Annotated in this window: 20 protein-coding genes; 9 read left to right on the plus strand and 11 right to left on the minus strand. The window is 71.6% G+C overall.

Annotated features, from left to right (window positions below; genetic code table 11):
- Positions 1 to 76: 76 nt before the first annotated feature.
- A complete protein-coding gene (locus AC07DC_RS22725) occupies positions 77 to 859 on the minus strand; it encodes a CTP synthase C-terminal region-related (seleno)protein (protein WP_478916245.1) in 783 nt (260 codons plus the stop codon).
- 76 nt (positions 860 to 935) lie between these two features.
- Here AC07DC_RS22725 and AC07DC_RS22730 point away from each other — a divergent pair, with 76 nt between their 5' ends.
- On the plus strand, positions 936 to 1,808 hold the full coding sequence (locus AC07DC_RS22730) for a LysR family transcriptional regulator (RefSeq protein ID WP_478916246.1): 873 nt from the start codon (positions 936 to 938) through the stop codon (positions 1,806 to 1,808).
- 68 nt (positions 1,809 to 1,876) lie between these two features.
- Here the strand turns inward: AC07DC_RS22730 and AC07DC_RS22735 are convergent, their stop codons facing one another.
- From AC07DC_RS22735 to AC07DC_RS22765, 7 genes are all read right to left on the minus strand, one after another.
- On the minus strand, positions 1,877 to 2,338 hold the full coding sequence (locus tag AC07DC_RS22735) for a type II toxin-antitoxin system PemK/MazF family toxin (protein WP_478916247.1): 462 nt from the start codon (positions 2,336 to 2,338) through the stop codon (positions 1,877 to 1,879).
- Positions 2,335 to 3,198, minus strand: a complete 864-nt coding sequence (locus AC07DC_RS22740; protein ID WP_478916248.1) for an urease accessory protein UreD — start codon at positions 3,196 to 3,198, stop codon at positions 2,335 to 2,337. Before AC07DC_RS22740 ends, AC07DC_RS22735 begins: the two co-directional genes overlap by 4 nt.
- Positions 3,195 to 3,887, minus strand: a complete 693-nt coding sequence (gene ureG, locus AC07DC_RS22745; RefSeq protein WP_478916249.1) for an urease accessory protein UreG — start codon at positions 3,885 to 3,887, stop codon at positions 3,195 to 3,197. Before ureG ends, AC07DC_RS22740 begins: the two co-directional genes overlap by 4 nt.
- Positions 3,888 to 3,945: 58 nt before the next feature.
- Positions 3,946 to 4,683, minus strand: coding sequence for an urease accessory protein UreF (locus tag AC07DC_RS22750; protein WP_478916250.1), 738 nt, complete (start codon positions 4,681 to 4,683; stop codon positions 3,946 to 3,948).
- Between the two features lie 74 nt (positions 4,684 to 4,757).
- A complete protein-coding gene (locus AC07DC_RS22755; protein ID WP_478916251.1) occupies positions 4,758 to 6,479 on the minus strand; it encodes an urease subunit alpha in 1,722 nt (573 codons plus the stop codon).
- On the minus strand, positions 6,472 to 6,783 hold the full coding sequence (locus AC07DC_RS22760; protein ID WP_478916252.1) for an urease subunit beta: 312 nt from the start codon (positions 6,781 to 6,783) through the stop codon (positions 6,472 to 6,474). Before AC07DC_RS22760 ends, AC07DC_RS22755 begins: the two co-directional genes overlap by 8 nt.
- Positions 6,784 to 6,799: 16 nt before the next feature.
- Positions 6,800 to 7,102, minus strand: coding sequence for an urease subunit gamma (locus tag AC07DC_RS22765; protein WP_478916253.1), 303 nt, complete (start codon positions 7,100 to 7,102; stop codon positions 6,800 to 6,802).
- A gap of 385 nt (positions 7,103 to 7,487) precedes the next feature.
- Between AC07DC_RS22765 and AC07DC_RS22770 the strand changes: the two genes are divergently transcribed.
- Complete coding sequence (locus AC07DC_RS22770) at positions 7,488 to 8,801, plus strand: M28 family metallopeptidase (protein WP_478916424.1); 1,314 nt, start codon at positions 7,488 to 7,490, stop codon at positions 8,799 to 8,801.
- 84 nt (positions 8,802 to 8,885) lie between these two features.
- On the opposite strand, the gene AC07DC_RS22775 is transcribed toward AC07DC_RS22770, so the two are convergent.
- Positions 8,886 to 9,185 (minus strand): type II toxin-antitoxin system Phd/YefM family antitoxin, encoded by a 300-nt coding sequence (locus tag AC07DC_RS22775; protein WP_478916254.1) that lies wholly within the window; start codon positions 9,183 to 9,185, stop codon positions 8,886 to 8,888.
- Between the two features lie 56 nt (positions 9,186 to 9,241).
- Between AC07DC_RS22775 and AC07DC_RS22780 the strand changes: the two genes are divergently transcribed.
- The 5 genes from AC07DC_RS22780 to AC07DC_RS22800 all read left to right on the plus strand — a co-directional run bounded on the left by AC07DC_RS22780 (position 9,242) and on the right by AC07DC_RS22800 (position 12,324).
- Positions 9,242 to 9,877 (plus strand): ATP-dependent Clp protease proteolytic subunit, encoded by a 636-nt coding sequence (locus tag AC07DC_RS22780; RefSeq protein ID WP_478916255.1) that lies wholly within the window; start codon positions 9,242 to 9,244, stop codon positions 9,875 to 9,877.
- Positions 9,878 to 9,882: 5 nt separating this feature from the next.
- Positions 9,883 to 10,188: a hypothetical protein gene (locus AC07DC_RS22785; RefSeq protein WP_478916425.1), complete on the plus strand. Its 306-nt coding sequence runs from the start codon at positions 9,883 to 9,885 to the stop codon at positions 10,186 to 10,188.
- A gap of 486 nt (positions 10,189 to 10,674) precedes the next feature.
- A complete protein-coding gene (locus AC07DC_RS22790; RefSeq protein ID WP_478916256.1) occupies positions 10,675 to 11,145 on the plus strand; it encodes a C40 family peptidase in 471 nt (156 codons plus the stop codon).
- 133 nt (positions 11,146 to 11,278) lie between these two features.
- The gene (locus AC07DC_RS22795) at positions 11,279 to 11,695 is read left to right on the plus strand and encodes a VOC family protein (RefSeq protein ID WP_478916257.1); all 417 of its coding nucleotides are present in this window, start codon (positions 11,279 to 11,281) and stop codon (positions 11,693 to 11,695) included.
- Complete coding sequence (locus AC07DC_RS22800; protein ID WP_478916258.1) at positions 11,692 to 12,324, plus strand: GNAT family N-acetyltransferase; 633 nt, start codon at positions 11,692 to 11,694, stop codon at positions 12,322 to 12,324. The genes AC07DC_RS22795 and AC07DC_RS22800 overlap by 4 nt, the downstream gene beginning before the upstream one ends.
- Positions 12,325 to 12,354: 30 nt before the next feature.
- On the opposite strand, the gene AC07DC_RS22805 is transcribed toward AC07DC_RS22800, so the two are convergent.
- A complete protein-coding gene (locus AC07DC_RS22805; RefSeq protein ID WP_478916259.1) occupies positions 12,355 to 12,783 on the minus strand; it encodes an ATP-binding protein in 429 nt (142 codons plus the stop codon).
- Positions 12,784 to 13,025: 242 nt separating this feature from the next.
- Between AC07DC_RS22805 and AC07DC_RS22810 the strand changes: the two genes are divergently transcribed.
- Entirely contained in the window at positions 13,026 to 13,889 is an 864-nt protein-coding gene (locus AC07DC_RS22810; protein ID WP_478916260.1) for a helix-turn-helix domain-containing protein, read from the plus strand.
- 11 nt (positions 13,890 to 13,900) lie between these two features.
- The gene (locus AC07DC_RS22815) at positions 13,901 to 14,137 is read left to right on the plus strand and encodes a DUF397 domain-containing protein (RefSeq protein ID WP_478916261.1); all 237 of its coding nucleotides are present in this window, start codon (positions 13,901 to 13,903) and stop codon (positions 14,135 to 14,137) included.
- Here the strand turns inward: AC07DC_RS22815 and AC07DC_RS22820 are convergent.
- Positions 14,105 to 15,277, minus strand: a complete 1,173-nt coding sequence (locus AC07DC_RS22820) for an 8-amino-7-oxononanoate synthase (protein WP_478916262.1) — start codon at positions 15,275 to 15,277, stop codon at positions 14,105 to 14,107. The two genes, AC07DC_RS22815 and AC07DC_RS22820, sit on opposite strands and share 33 nt — an antisense overlap.
- Between the last annotated feature and the right edge of the window lie 12 nt (positions 15,278 to 15,289).

A 15,289-nucleotide genomic window follows, 5' to 3' on the forward strand; every position in this document is an offset into this window, starting at 1 on the left:
TGACCCGCGACTTGTGGTCGCGGTGATCACAGAGATTCGAAAGGATCCTTTCTGCTATGCGGTGGCTGTGAACAGGTCACAGCGGCGATTCTTTACCAATACGTGACATGGCGTGCGACATGGCGGCCTCGGCGATCCCACGGATGTAAGCATGCGGAACGGAGCCGTCCCCCGCGAGTTCCGGCTGGAAGAGCGTGGCCAGGAAGAAAGGGTGCTCCGGCAGTTCGGCGATTCTCGGCTGCCCTTCGGTGTCGTGCCCGGTGAACCGCAACCCGTGCTCGCGCAGTTGCGGCAGCAGCTCGGTCACCGGGCCGTAGTCGCAGTGGAAGCGTTCCTGCGTCTGCCGGCTGCCGAGCAGCCGTTCGGCGAGCGAACCGGGCGTGGTGTGCATCGTCCCCTCGTGGCCCACGAGGGAGCAGGCGAGCGGGGCGATGAGCAGGTCTCCGTCGCCGTCGGGGTTGTTCTCCGCGTGCCGGGCGTCGCTGAGACCGCAGACGGTGCGGGCGAACTCCAGCAGCGCGTGCTGGAAGCCGCCGCAGGTGCCGAGGAACGGGATGCCCTCCTCGCGGGCGGTGCGGACCGCCGCCAGCGCGCCCGCCTCGCTGCGGTACGGGCTGCCCGGCAGCAGCCAGACGGCGTCGAACGCGGACACCGCGCCGGGCCGGGCGGCCTCCTCCGTCGGGATCCAGTACGCGTCGGCCGGCAGCCCGTTCCGCTCGCGCAGCGCGTCGAGCAGGACGGGGATGCGTTGGTGGGAACGGACGGAGGCGGAGCGGTCGCCCACCAGGGCGATCCGCGGGGCCGGGTACGGAGCGGGAACGGCGGGAGCGGCGGCGGGAGCCGCAGGTTCGGTGGTCATGGAGTTCATCCTGCGAGCAACCGGCCATCACGTCCAACGATGAAGATTGCACTACCCATCAGCAATACTGATGCTCATGGATCCGCATCTGCTGCGCACCTTCACGGCCGTCGTCCGGCTCGCGTCGTTCTCCGCCGCCGCGCGCGAACTGGGCTACACCCAGTCCGCCGTCTCGCAGCACATCGCCGCCCTGGAATCCGATCTCGGGGTGGAGCTGCTCGGCCGCCGGCCGGTGGCGCCCACCGAGGCCGGTACCCGGCTGCTGGAGCACGCGGGTCCGCTGTTGATGCGGATGGCGGCGGCCCGCGCCGAGGTGGTGCGCGCCGCGCACTCCCCCGCCGCGCATCTGGTGCTCGGCGCGTCTCCGCTGGCCTTCGGCGACCGTACGGCGCTCGCTCTCGCCCGGCTGCGGGTCGCTGCGCCGCGAACTGAGGTGACGGTACGGCTGCTGGAGCGTGCCGGAGTCGTCGCCGGCGTGGCCTGCGGCGATTTCGATCTCGGCCTGGTGGACGGCGCGGCGGCGCCCAGCGATCCGCTGCGGCTGCCCGACGCCGGCCCGCTGCACACGGCCGGCGTCGGCGAGGAACCGCTGGTCGTCCTCCTGCCGGACGGCCATCCGCTGGCCGCACGGGACGGCCTGCGGCTGCCCGACCTGATCGACGCGCTGTGGCTGGACGCCCCGGACGCGGCGATCCCGCTGGGCGAACTGCGCGCGGCCTGCGGCAACGGCTTCCGGACCGGGCCGCGTTACGACGGCACGGACGTACGGGCCGTGCTCGCCCTGGCGCGGGCGGGACACGGGCTGGCCCTGCTGCCGGCATCGGTCGCCGGGGCCGGCGGGGTGCCGCTGTCCGCGCCGCGGCTGGTGCACCGCAAGGAGTCACTGCACCGGGGCGACCCCGGCCCGACGGCCCTGCTGCTGACGGAGCTGCTCGGCGCGTCAGGATGACCGCACCAGCATGACCGATTCGGGATGAGCTCCCGGGGAACGCAGCGCGACTCAACCCGCGTTGGCCGTCAGCTCCATCCGTAGCGTTCGGTCAGCCGTCCCACCACGCGGTCGAAGCGCGGACGGTCCAGGGCGCAGGCCTCCCGGCGCATCCCGTCGGGGTGCACGCGCAGCACGCGGTCGAGGTCGACCCAGGACTCGCGGCCGGCCGAGTCCCACGAGCCGGTGCCGATCGGCACCCATTCGCGGTCCTCGTCATGGCGCTTGCTCGACAGCTGGACCGCCAGCAGTGTGCCGGTCGCCTCACGGGCCACGACCAGCACCGGACGGTCCTTCCCGCGTCCGTCGTTCTCCTCGAACGGCACCCAGGTCCAGACGATTTCGCCGGGATCCGGGTCGCCGTCGCGGTCGGGCGCGTATGTCGTGCGGACCGGTCCGACCTCGTGGGCCTGTGCCTCGCGCGTCGCGGTCGGTCCTTCGCGGCCGGGGGAAGGGGCCGGTACCGCTGCGTCGTTGATCGAAGTGCTCATCGGGCCACGCTAACGCGTCCGGCCGCGGCAGTCTCCGGGTGGTCCGCACCGAAGCCGTCACTGTTCGGCATCGCCGCGTCGAGCAGCCGGCGCAGGCGCAGGGCGTCGGGCGCCACGGCCGTGACCAGTACGGCGGGGCCGGCGAGCGGGGTGCGGACGGCCTGCCCGCTGTCGGGGTCCGCCGCGAGAATCCCGGCCGTCGGCGGATCATGGACGAACTCCGGTGAGACGACGAGGAGTTGGCCGACGGCCCGGTACCGGTGCAGGACCGCGGGACCGTCCCAGCCCGGGACGCCGGGCCCGAACGACAGCTCCTGGTCCAACAGGAGCCCTCCGGCGAGGTGCGCGGTCAGACGGGTGGTGAGCCGACCCGTCCGCTCCCCCGCGCGGCCGAGGACCTGCTCGTCGCGGTAGACGAGCCGGGCGCCCGCGGCGAGCTCGACACGGGTGGTCATCCGCAGGTCGCTGCCCGCCGCCGCGATGACCTGCTCGGGCAGCCAACGTAGGACGGCGTCCGGGCCGACGCCCAACCGCACGTCGTACGTGGCGGGTTCACCGGACGTGCCGGGCAGCGAGATGGTCGCGGCGGCGCTGGTCACCGTCAGCTCCGCGCCCGCGCCCACGTCTGCGGACAGCTCCAGCCGGTCGCCGCCCAGCGGCGCGCTCATCGCGCCGATGACCGTGACCTGGGTGCCGGAGCCGGTGGCCCGGGTACGGCGCAGCGCGAACGGACCGTCGCCGATGAGCACCGGCAGCACGGTCCCGCCGCGCCCGTCGGACACGGCGCCGATGCGGGCGGCGGCGCGCACTCCATCGGCTCGTACTCCGCCGGTACGCAAGCCGACAACAGCGGCGGTCATGCGCGGACCGCGGTCCAGGCGGCGAGCTGCTCGCGGATCCAGCCGGCGACCGGGGCGATGCCGCCCTCGGCGGTCAGGGCGGTGAAGACGACCGGGAGCTCACCGCGTTGGGTCCTGGCGTCGCGGGCCATGACGGCGAGGTCGGCGCCCACCAGCGCGGCGAGGTCGGTCTTGTTGATGACCAGCAGGTCGGAGGTGGTCACGCCGGGTCCGCCCTTGCGCGGGATCTTGTCGCCGCCCGCGACGTCGATGACAAAGATCTGCGCGTCCACCAGGCCCTTGGAGAACGTGGCGGTGAGGTTGTCGCCGCCCGACTCGACCAGGACGAGGTCCAGGGGTCCGACCGCGTCCTCCAGGTCCTCGACGGCTTCGAGGTTGGCGGAGATGTCGTCGCGGATGGCGGTGTGCGGGCAGGCGCCGGTCTCCACCGCGCTGATGCGCTCGGGGGGCAGGACGGCGTTGCGCAGCAGGAATTCCGCGTCCTCGCGGGTGTAGATGTCGTTGGTGACCACCGCGATGGACAGCTCGTCGCGCAGCTGACGGCAGAGCGCGGCGACGGTGGCGGTCTTGCCGGAGCCGACCGGTCCGCCGAGGCCCACTCGCAGGGCCCGGCGGGTGCCGTCGGGGCGCTGGGCGGGGGTGCCGTAGGCGTAGCGCTCGGGGTAGGTGTCCGGGTGGTCGAGGTGCATGGTCGGCTCCGGGGTCGGATGGCGGCGGATGGGTGGGAGGCGCGCGGTCGTCCCGGGGTCAGGAGGCGAAGAGGCGGACGGGCCAGGCCGCGTGCTGCTCGGCGTGGATGTCGAGCAGGGGTGCGGACGCTGCGGGAAGGGTGTGGATCCCCTCCGTCACGGCGCGGTCGGCGGCCAGTGCGGCGCGTTCGGCGACCGCGTCGAGTTCGGGGGCGAGGCGGGCCAGGACGGCGCCGACGGCGAAGGGGTCGAGGCCGAGCAGCCGGACGGCGGCGGTGGTCGGGCCGGTGACGGATTCGTACGCCGCCACATGGGCCGCGTCCAGCGGGGCGAGGCCCGCGGCCCGGGCGGTGACGCCGAGCACGATCGGCTGGTGGGCGCCGCGCGGTCGGGCGGCGGCGAGCTGGTCGAGTTCCGCGGCGGGCCAGGCGGCCCGGGCGGCACGCATCAGTTGTCTGCCGAGCTTGCGGGCGGTGGCGCGCAGCGCGGGTGAGGGGGTACGGGCGTCGGCCACGGAGTCGAGCAGCAGCGGGTCGAGGCCCGCGGTGGCCGCGGCGGCGAGCGCGGCGGCCACCAGTCCCGAGGTGTGCAGCCGGCCCCGGCAGAAGGCGGCGAGCGTGGCCGGGTCATGGATGAGCCCGGCCGTGACGGCGGCCTCGCCGCCTCCGGAGTGGGCGTGGCCGCCGGCCGGGAACCGCCCGTCGGCGAGCAGGATCAGCGCGGCCCTGGCGGCGGGGGGCGGTTCCGGCGCGGTCACCGGGGCACTCGCAGCCAGGGGCACCGGAGCACTCGCCATCGGAGTAACCGGGGCACCCGCAGTTGCCGTCGCCGGGGCACTCGCGGTTGCGGTCACCGGGGTACTCGACGTCATCAGAAGAGGAAGTAGCGCTGGGCCATGGGCAGTTCGGCCGCGGGGGCCGGTTCGACGACGTCGCCGTCGATGCGCACGGTGAAGGTGTCGGGGTCGACCTCGACGCGCGGCAGGGCGTCGTTCTCCCGCATGTCGGCCTTGGTCAGGGCCCGGGTGCTGCGGATCGGCACGAAGCGCTTGCCGAGGCCGAGCCGGTCCGGGAGCCCGGCGTCGAGCGCTGTGCTCGTGACGAAGTTGAAGGAGTTGGCGGCCGGGGCGCGGCCGATGGCGCCGAACATGGGCCGGGGCAGGACCGGTTGGGGAGTGGGGATGGAGGCGTTGGCGTCGCCCATCTGCGCATAGGCGATCTGGCCGCCCTTGATGACGAGCAGCGGCTTGACGCCGAAGAACGCCGGTTCCCACAGGACCAGGTCGGCGAGTTTGCCCTTCTCGACCGAGCCGATCTCCGCGTCCAGACCCTGCGCGACGGCTGGGTTGATGGTGTATTTGGCGACATAGCGACGAGCTCGGTTGTTGTCCGCGCGCCCGTCCCCCGGCAGTGATCCGCGGCGCTTCTTCATCACATGCGCGGTCTGCCAGGTCCGCAGCACGACTTCGCCGACTCGTCCCATGGCCTGGGAGTCGGAGCTGATGATGCTGATCGCGCCGAGGTCGTGCAGGAAGTCCTCGGCGGCGATGGTCGAGGGCCTGATGCGCGATTCGGCGAAGGCGAGGTCCTCGGGGACGGCCGGGTTGAGGTGATGGCAGACCATCAGCATGTCGAGGTGTTCCTCGACGGTGTTGACGGTGTGCGGGCGGGTCGGGTTGGTCGAGGACGGCAGGACGTTGGGCTGGGAGACGACGGTGATGATGTCAGGCGCGTGCCCGCCGCCGGCGCCCTCGGTGTGGTAGGCGTGGATGCCGCGTCCGGCGATGGCCGCGAGGGTGTCCTCGACAAAACCGGCCTCGTTCAGAGTGTCGGTGTGGATCGCCAGCTGGGCGCCGGTGGCGTCGCACACCGTCAGGCAGGCGTCGATGGCGGCCGGGGTCGCCCCCCAGTCCTCGTGGATCTTGAATCCCACGGCGCCGCCGCGCAGCTGGCTGTACATCGCCTCGGACGACACGGTGTTGCCCTTGCCGAGCAGTCCGATGTTGACCGGGTACGCCTCCAGCGCCGCGAACATCCGGGCCAGGTGCCAGGGTCCGGGGGTGATGGTGGTCGCCCTGGTGCCCTCGGCGGGGCCGGTGCCGCCACCGACGATGGTCGTCACACCGGCGGACAGCGCCTGGTCGACGATGGTCGGCGAGATGAAGTGGACATGCGCGTCGACCGCTCCGGCGGTGAGGATCCTGCCGTTGCCCGCGATGATCTCGGTCTCGGGTCCGATGACGAGGTCCGGATGCACGCCGTCCATCGTCTCGGGGTTTCCGGCCTTGCCGATCGCGGCGATGCGGCCGTCCCGGATCCCGATGTCCGCCTTGACGATGCCCCAGTGGTCCAGCACCACCGCGCCGGTGATGACGGTGTCGGGGGTGCCCTCCGCGCGGGTCGCCCGGGACTGGCCCATGGACTCGCGGATCACCTTGCCGCCGCCGAAGACCGCTTCGTCGCCGGAGCCGGCCGGGCCGCCGGACAGATCGCGCTCGATCTCGATCAGCAGGTCGGTGTCGGCGAGCCGGATCCGGTCGCCCGCGGTCGGGCCGAACAGGTCGGCGTATACGGCGCGGGTGAGTTCAGCCATCGAGGGCCCCCGCGGTCTCGCCGCGCAGCCCGGCGACGATGCGCAGCCCCCCGATGGGGACCAGTTCCACCGCGACCGGGATGCCGGGCTCGAAGCGCACGGCGGTGCCCGCGGCGATGGACAGCCGCAGGCCGTGGGCGGCCGCGCGGTCGAATTCCAGACCGGGGTTGGTCTCGGCGAAGTGGTAGTGGGAGCCGACCTGGACCGGCCGGTCGGCGGTGTTGAGCACCGTCAGCCGGGTGACGGGCTTTCCGGCGTTCAGCGGTACGGCCTCGTCCGCGTGGAGGATCTCTCCGGGGATCATCGGTGGCGCCTCCTCGTCAGACGATCGGGTCGTGCACGGTGACGAGCTTGGTCCCGTCGGGGAAGGTCGCTTCGACCTGCACGTCCGGGATCATCTCGGGGATGCCGTCCATGACGTCGGCCCGGCTCAGCACCGCGCGGCCCGAGGCCATCAGCTCGGCGACGGTGCGGCCGTCGCGGGCGCCTTCGAGGATGTGCGCGGTGATCAGCGCGATCGACTCGGGGTGGTTGAGCCGCAGACCGCGCGCGCGGCGCCGGTCCGCCACATCGGCGGCGACGTGAATGAGCAGGCGCTCCTGCTCATGGGGGGTCAGTTGCACGGCCACACCTCACAGTCGATCGGGTGCGGAACGTTAGTTCGGCGGAGTTTCACCGACGTTAACTCACGTTACGCGCGATGACGCTGGTCAGAGCCGTCAGCGTGTCGCGGACGGCCTGCGCGACCATGGCCCCCGCACGGTCTTTGCGGGTCCTTTGCACGGCCTTTGCCTGGCTTCGTCCGTTCACCGGAACTTCCTGTCCGGTTATCGCTCTTGACGCCTCGTCCGAGACAGCCGGATCATCATGTCCGCATCAAAAGAGACTTCTGGCCAGAAGACGCTCCTGCGCGCCGTGGTCGTCGCCGCGGCGTGCCTCGTTCGTTCCGCGCCCCCACCACGGAAAACGGAGCACCACGTGTCCACACGACTGACGCTGCGCCATGCCCTGACCGCCATCGGCGCGGTCACCGCGCTCTCGGCGGCCCTCATCGGCGCATCTCCCGCGGCCACCGCCGCGCCCGCCGTTGCCGCCCCGGCCGCCCCCGCGCCGACCCTCGCCGCACCGGACATCCCGGTCGCCAACGTCAAGGCGCACCTGACCCAACTGCAGTCCATCGCCACCGCCAACAGCGGCAACCGCGCCCACGGGCGCCCCGGCTACAAGGCCTCCCTCGACTACGTCAAGGGCAAGCTGGACGCGGCCGGCTACACCACCACGCTCCAGCAGTTCACCTCCAGCGGCGCCACCAGCTGGAACCTCATAGCCGACTGGCCTGGCGGCGACGCCAACCACGTGGTGATGAGCGGCGCGCACCTGGACTCCGTCACCGCGGGACCCGGCATCAACGACAACGGGTCGGGCACCGCGGGCATCCTGGAGGTCGCCCTCGCCGTCTCCCGCGCCGGCCTGCAGCCCACCAAGCACCTGCGGTTCGGCTGGTTCGGCGCCGAGGAGCTGGGGATGATCGGCTCCAAGTACTACGTCAACAACCTCCCGGCCACCGAGCGGTCGAAGATCGACGCCTATCTCAACTTCGACATGATCGGTTCGCCCAACCCGGGCTACTTCGTCTACGACGACAACGCGCCGCTGGAGAAGGTCTTCAAGGACTTCTTCGCCACCAAGGGCATTCCGACCGAGATCGAGACCGAGGGTGACGGCCGTTCCGACCACGCCCCGTTCAAGAGCGCGGGCGTGCCGGTCGGCGGGCTGTTCAGCGGGGCGGACTACACCAAGACCGCGGCACAGGCGCAGAAGTGGGGCGGCACCTCGGGCCAGGCCTTCGACGCCTGCTACCACCGCTCATGCGACACCTCGGCCAACCTCAACGACAGCGCGCTGGACAACAACAGCGACGCCATCGCCTACGCGATCTGGGCGCTCAGCACCGGGACCACGCCACCCCCCACCGGCACGGTCTTCGAGAACACCGCGGACGTCGCCATCCCGGACGCGGGCGCGGCCGTCACCTCGTCGGTCACCGTCAGCGGCATCACGGGCAACGCGCCCAGCGCCCTGCAGGTCGGTGTGGACATCAAGCACACCTACCGCGGTGACCTCGTCATCGACCTGGTCGCCCCCGACGGCAGCACCTACCGGCTGAAGAGCTCCAGCGGTTCGGACTCGGCCGACAATGTCATCACCACCTACACCGCCAACGCCTCGTCCGAGGTGGCCAACGGCGTCTGGAAGCTCAAGGTCCAGGACGTCGCCCGTGTCGACACCGGCTACATCGACAGCTGGAAGCTGACCTTCTGACGCACTGACCGTCCGCCGCTTCGAGCGCGCGCGGGCGCACACCGCACCCACCGCACCGACCGTACGACTACCGCTCCGACCGTCTCACTCGCGGCCCGGACGCCGATCCCCGGCGTCCGGGCCGCGGTGTTCGGCGGCGATGCCGAAGCGGCGGCGTTCGCCCGTGGCGGACGCGCGGGAGCCGAACGAGGAGACCGTGCTGATCACCTGCTCCTCGGTCGCCTCATCAAGATCGCGCAGTCGCTGCAGGTCAGCGGCGGAGACCAGGGCAACGAGCGGCTTGCCGTGGCGCGTCAGCACCACCTGCTCGCCGCCGTAGACAACGCGGTTGATGAGTTCCGCGAGCTCCGCACGCGCTTGTGTCACCGGTACTTCATGGGCCATGCTCCCCATCATATCGAGATGTACGTCCTGTACATTTTTTACGTGGAGGTGCCGCCATGATCCGACCCACCGCCCGCTACGTCCTGCCCGAGTTCACCGAACGCACCAGCTCCGGGACCCGCACCATGGACCCGTACTCCAAGCTGCTGCAGGAGCGCATCGTCATCCTCGGGACGCAGATCGACGACACCTCCGCCAACGACGTCATGGCGCAGCTCATCCACCTGGAGAGCTCGGCCCCCGGCCAGGACATCTCGCTGTACATCAACTCCCCCGGCGGCTCGTTCACCGCGATGACCGCGATCTACGACACGATGCAGTTCGTCACCTGCGACGTGTCCACGGTCTGCATCGGCCAGGCGGCCTCCGCCGCCGCGGTGCTGCTCGCCGCCGGCGCGCCCGGCAAGCGCATGATCACCCCGGGCGCCCGGGTCCTCGTCCACCAGCCGTCCTTCGGACAGGCGGTCCAGGGCACCATCGCGGACCTGGAGATCCAGGCCCGCGAACTGCTGCGCACCCGGGAGCAGTTGGAGGAGCTGCTGGTGCGCCACACCGGCCAGGAACCGGCGCGCATCAGCGCCGACATCGAGCGCGACATGATCCTCGACGCCACCCAGGCGCTCGCCTACGGGATCGTCGACCGGGTCACCCTCAGCCGTAAGACCAACGGCACCGCACACGGCATCCGGTGACACCGGTGGTGCCGGAACTCCCGCCGCTGCCGGCCCTGACGCGCTCCGAGGGCGAACTGGTCGACCGCTATCTGGAGATCGTGGACCTGCTGGGACGGATCAACCCGTCCCGCTCCCGCGACACCTACGGCGCACTGCGGGCCGCCCAGGCGCTGGTCGGCAGGGCGACGGCGCTGCGCGAAGCACTCGCGGTGATGCACGCCCGCGGCGAGACCGAGGTGCACACCGGGACGCTGGGAAGGGCGCTGCGCGTCCTGGACGGTGAGCGGCGCGCCTCGCTCGTCGCCGTTCCGCCCCCACCGGAGTGCTGAACAGCCTCCGGGGCGACATACGGCTGCACGTTCGGAGTAGTCACCCTTGCGCGTGACGGGTGGATGTTGCAGCACCGACTTGCAACGTCAGCCCGTCACGCTCGGTGTCTCCACCCCAGGTCAACCGGCGTGCGCCAGGGCGGAAACCGCGGCATTCGGCGCTCCGGCCACCCGAATAGGTGATTGGTGACGAGAGTCACATAAAGCCGTTTGTGCACCGATTCGGGTGCCTTCGTGAGTCATGCTCCCTTCGACGACAAGACCCCGCCGCCGTGGTGGGGCGGTCCGAGCGGACGCCCAATCCTGCCGCCGCCCGGATGCCCGGTCGACACAGCAACGGCAGGAACGGAGGACCCAGGCACGACGGGGCCGGCCCATCGGTATCCAGGCCGTCCCCTTGGGGTGAAGCCGCGTCAGCGGCCGGGATTCTTCGCCTGCCCGAACCCGACAGGTCATCCTTCGCAAGCGGACGACGAAGGGTTTCGCATGGCCACGTTCGGCATGTCCACACGTCTGTCCCGCATGGGGGCCGCCACGGTCCTCACCGCCGCCGCTGTCGCGGTCCCCGCCCTGCTGCCGGCCACCGCCACTCACGCCGACGCGGCCACCGTCTCCGCCAAGGCCCTGAGCGTCGCGGCGTCGAAGAAGGGCTCGCCGTACCAGTGGGGCGCCGCGGGGCCCAACCGCTTCGACTGCTCCGGACTCACCCTGTACTCGTTCAACAAGGCCGGCAAGAAGCTGCCCCGCACCACCGGTGCCCAGTACAACAGCACCAAGCACATCGCCGCTTCGAGCCGCCGCGCCGGCGACCTGGTGTTCTTCCACACGGGCAGCGACGTCTACCACGTCGGCATCTACGCCGGCAGCGGCAAGATCTGGCACGCCCCCAAGACCGGCACCCGGGTCCGGCTGGAGAAGATCTGGAGCAGCAGCGTCTGGTACGGCCGCGTCAGCTGACGCACCGCGGGGGTCCGGTGCTCCGGGCCCCCGCACGGGCGTTGGGCGGGACGGGTCGATATTCCCGGCAAGGGCGCACCCGGACGGCTATGTTGGCCCCGCTTGGGACCAACCCACCGGCCGAAAGACGCACATGACCTATCTCAACCCCGTCCGCCACATCACCTTCGACGCCTCCGACCCGTACCGCCTCGCCGCCTTCTGGGCCGAGCTCACCGGCTACGTGCTGGAGGAGTCCGACCCCGGCGACGACGAGGTCCTCATCGACCCGGGCCAACCGGGTGTACCCGGCATGCTGTTCATCCGGGTTCCGGAGGGCAAGTCCGCCAAGAACCGGCTGCACCTGGACATCCAGCCGCCCACCGGCACCCGGGACGAGACGGTCGAGCGGCTGACGGCGCTGGGCGCCGGAGTCGTCAGCGACCAGCGCAGGCCGGACGGAACGGGGTGGGTGGTGATGGCCGATCCGGAGGGCAACGAGTTCTGCGTCGAGCGCAGCGCCCCCGAACGGGCCCGGGCGACTCAGGCGGCCGAGGCAGCTCAGGCGTGACCCTTCGACAGATCCTGGACGACGTGGAGAAGGGCGTGCTGCCCGCCGCGGACGGCGCGGTGACCATGGTTCCGCAGCCCTCGGAACGCGACGCCGGGGTCTTCTCCTTCACCGCGCACGCCGTCGTGTTCGCCGATACCGACCACGACTGGATGCGCGGCCTGCTGACACCCGGCGACCTGGCCGCCCCGCTCAGCCCGGCATTCCTGAACGCCCTGGGCCGACGCGTCGGCCGGCGGGTGGAGAACATCGACATGATGGTGCTCGCCCGGCCGCTGCCGGGGCCGCCGGATCTTCCGCTGGAGCCGACCACCGACCGCGCCCACCCGCGGATAGTCCGCGCCCTGCTGCGCCGTGACGACGTACGGGCCTGGACGACGCCCGGCGGCACCGTACTGATCGGCCGGGGCGTCTGCGGCCGCTGGGAAGCGGCCCTGGAGGTCGATCCCGGCGCCCGCGGAACGGGCCTGGGCCGCCGCCTCGCCCGCGCCGCCCGCCACCTGGTGCCCGACGGCCGGCCGCTGTGGGCCCAGATCGCCCCGGGCAACGCCTCGAGCGTGCGCGCCTTCCTGGCCGCCGGATACGTCCCGGTGGGCGCTGAGGCGATCCTGGTCGCAGACCCCGGCTGACGTTCCCCAGGCACGGCTCCGGCGCGCCGGTCAGGCCACCGGGACCGCCCAGGGAAGCATGATCCAGACAGTCTTGCCGCCCTCCGGGGTGGGGGTCACCGAGAGCCGGCCGCCGGATTCCGCGGTGAGATGGCGGATGATGACCATGCCGCGCCCGTTGTCCTGCTGGACGGCGGCGGGCAGCCGCTGCGGCCAGCGCGGATGGCTGTCGGTGACCCCGATCCGCAGGTGCTCGGCCCGCTCCAACTGGACGTCCACGGTGAAGGTGGGTGACTGGCCGAGCGTGTGCAGCACGGCGTTGGTGGCGAGTTCGGAGACGATCAACCGCACGGCATCGACGGCCGGCGCGTCCTCGGGCATCCCCCAATCCGCCAGCAGCCCGCAAACGTAACGGCGCGCCGTGGTGACCGAGGCGGGGTCGCTCGGCAGGGTGACGGATGCTTCCTGGAGGTCTGCCATGGCGACGCTGTCCCTTTCCCGCCGTGCCCCGAGACTCCGTCGTGCGGGTTGCCCGCAGGGAGCCGCGGACGGCTACTTCGCGCCAGAGTGCCACCTATGGTGCCGCTATTGCGGCCGATCCACAGCGATATGCATATATCTGTCGCTCAAAGCGGTGAACCCTGCTACGCGAGAACGTATTCAGGCGCAGACTGTCGCACTGGTGACGGTCTGAAAAGTTCCTTCAGGAGGGGCGGCGCGAGATGCAACAGATCCCCGCGGTACGGCGCCGCAAGCTCGGAGCGGAACTCCGGCGGCAACGCGATCTGGTCGGGATGACGAGCGGCGAGGCGGCCCGCAGGGCCGGCTGGCACCAGTCGAAGGTGAGCCGCATCGAGACCGGCCGCAGCGGCGCGCGACCGGAGGACGTGGCCGTCCTGCTGGACATCTACGGGGTACGCGACCGTGAACTGCGGGACCTGCTGGCGACCTTGGCCGGGAAGGGTACGCAGCGCGGCTGGTGGCACGACTTCCGCGATGTGCTGCCCGCGGAGTACCGCGACTTCATCAGTCTGGAAACAGGTGCCTGCCGGGCGCGCACCATGGAGAACAGCGTGGTGCCGGGTCTGCTGCAGACCCCGGCGTACGCCCGCGCGCTCACCCGGTCGGTCCTCCCGCAGCTCGCAGCGCGGGAGGTGGACGCCCTGGTCGAGGTGCGGGTGGCCCGGCAGGCGGTGCTGGAGCAGGATTCCCCGCTGGAGCTGCACGCTCTTCTCGACGAGGCGGTACTGCGGCGCAACGTCGGCGGCGAACAGGTCATGGGGGCGCAGATTCAACACCTCGCGGAAGCCGCCAGGATGCCGCGGATACGGCTGCAGGTTCTTCCCTTCGCCGCGGGCGGGCACATAGGAGTTACGGGATCTTTCGTAATCTTCTCATTCCCGCTCATTGCCGATCTGGATGTTGTTGTTATCGACCATTTGACGAGTAGTCTCTACGTGGATCGGCAAGAGGATCTCAGGGCCTACAGCGCCGCGTTCGACCGATTGCGCTCCCATGCCCTGTCGTACGACGACTCATTGGCGTTCATTTCCGGGATCGGTTCCGGGAACAGCGCAGGCGCGTAAGGAGGCACCATATGTCGGTACTGCCTCGGTACGTTTCCTCCAACACAACTCTTTGTGCGGCCCGATGGCGGCGCAGCAGCTACAGCACCGCCGCCAACAATTGCGTCGAAACGGCCCAGTTGTCCTCCGGACTGCTGGCCGTGCGCGACTCCAAGAACCCTCAGGGGCCGGCGCTGCTGTTCGCGTCGGCCGTCTGGGACACCTTCGTAAGGGCGCTACGCGCGGGTGAGTTCGGCGGAACCGGCTGAATCCCCGGGAGCGGTACGGACGATCACCTCGACCGCCTCGGCGATCTGCTGATCCGTCAGATCGCCGCGGGCGGTCAACCGCAGCCGCGAGATGCCGTCGGGCACCGACGGCGGCCGGAAGCACCCCACCGCCAGGCCCGCGGTCCTGCAGTCCGCCGCCCACTGCAGCGCCTCGCCGGCCGACGGGGCACGCACCGCGACCACACAGGCGTCCGGCCGCGCCGAGCGCAGTCCCGCCGCGGTCAGCCGCTCGTACAGTTCGAGTGCCACAGCGCGGGCCCGCTCGGCGCGCTCCGGTTCGCGGCGCAGCAGGCGCAGCGCGCCGAGCGCCGCGCCCGCAGCGGCGGGCGCGAGCCCGGTGTCGAAGATGAAGGTGCGGGCGGCGTTCACCAGGTGCTCGATCACCCGGGCCGGGCCGAGCACCACTCCGCCCTGGCTGCCGAGCGACTTCGACAGGGTGGCGGTGACGACCACGTCGGGCGCGCCGGCCAGCCCCGCGGCCCAGGCCGCGCCCCGGCCGCCCTCGCCCAGGACGCCCAGCCCGTGCGCGTCGTCCACCAGCAGCGCCGCTCCGTGCTCGCGGCAGGCGGCGGCCAGCGCGGCGAGCGGGGCCGCGTCGCCGTCGACGGAGAAGACCGAGTCGGAGACGACGACAGCGGACCCGCCGTGCGCGTCCAGGGCCTTGCGCACCGCTGTCGTGTCCCGGTGTGCCACGACCTCGGTGTCGGCGCGGGAGAGCCGGCAGCCGTCGATGAGCGAGGCGTGGTTGGAGCTGTCGGAGACGATGAGCGTGCCGGGCCCGGTCAGCGCGGTGACGGCGGCCAGGTTCGCGGCGTAGCCGGAGGCGAAGACCAGGGCGGCCTCGAACCCGCAGAATTCGGCGAGCTCCGCCTCCAGTTCGGTGTGCAGCTCGGTGGTGCCGGTGACCAGCCGGGAGCCGGTGGAGCCGGCGCCCCACAGCAGGCAGGCGTCGGCCCCGGCCCGGGTGACCTGCGGGTGCCGGGCGAGTCCGAGATAGTCGTTGCCCGCCAGGTCCAGCAGTGCCGAGTCCGCCTGCCGCGGTCGCAGAGTGCGGACGAGGCCGGCCTCGCGGCGCCGCTCGGCGTGGGCGTCGATCCAGTCGAACGGGTCGCGGCTCATCGGGGTCCCTGG

This window comes from Streptomyces sp. NPDC045021, assembly GCF_056432645.1.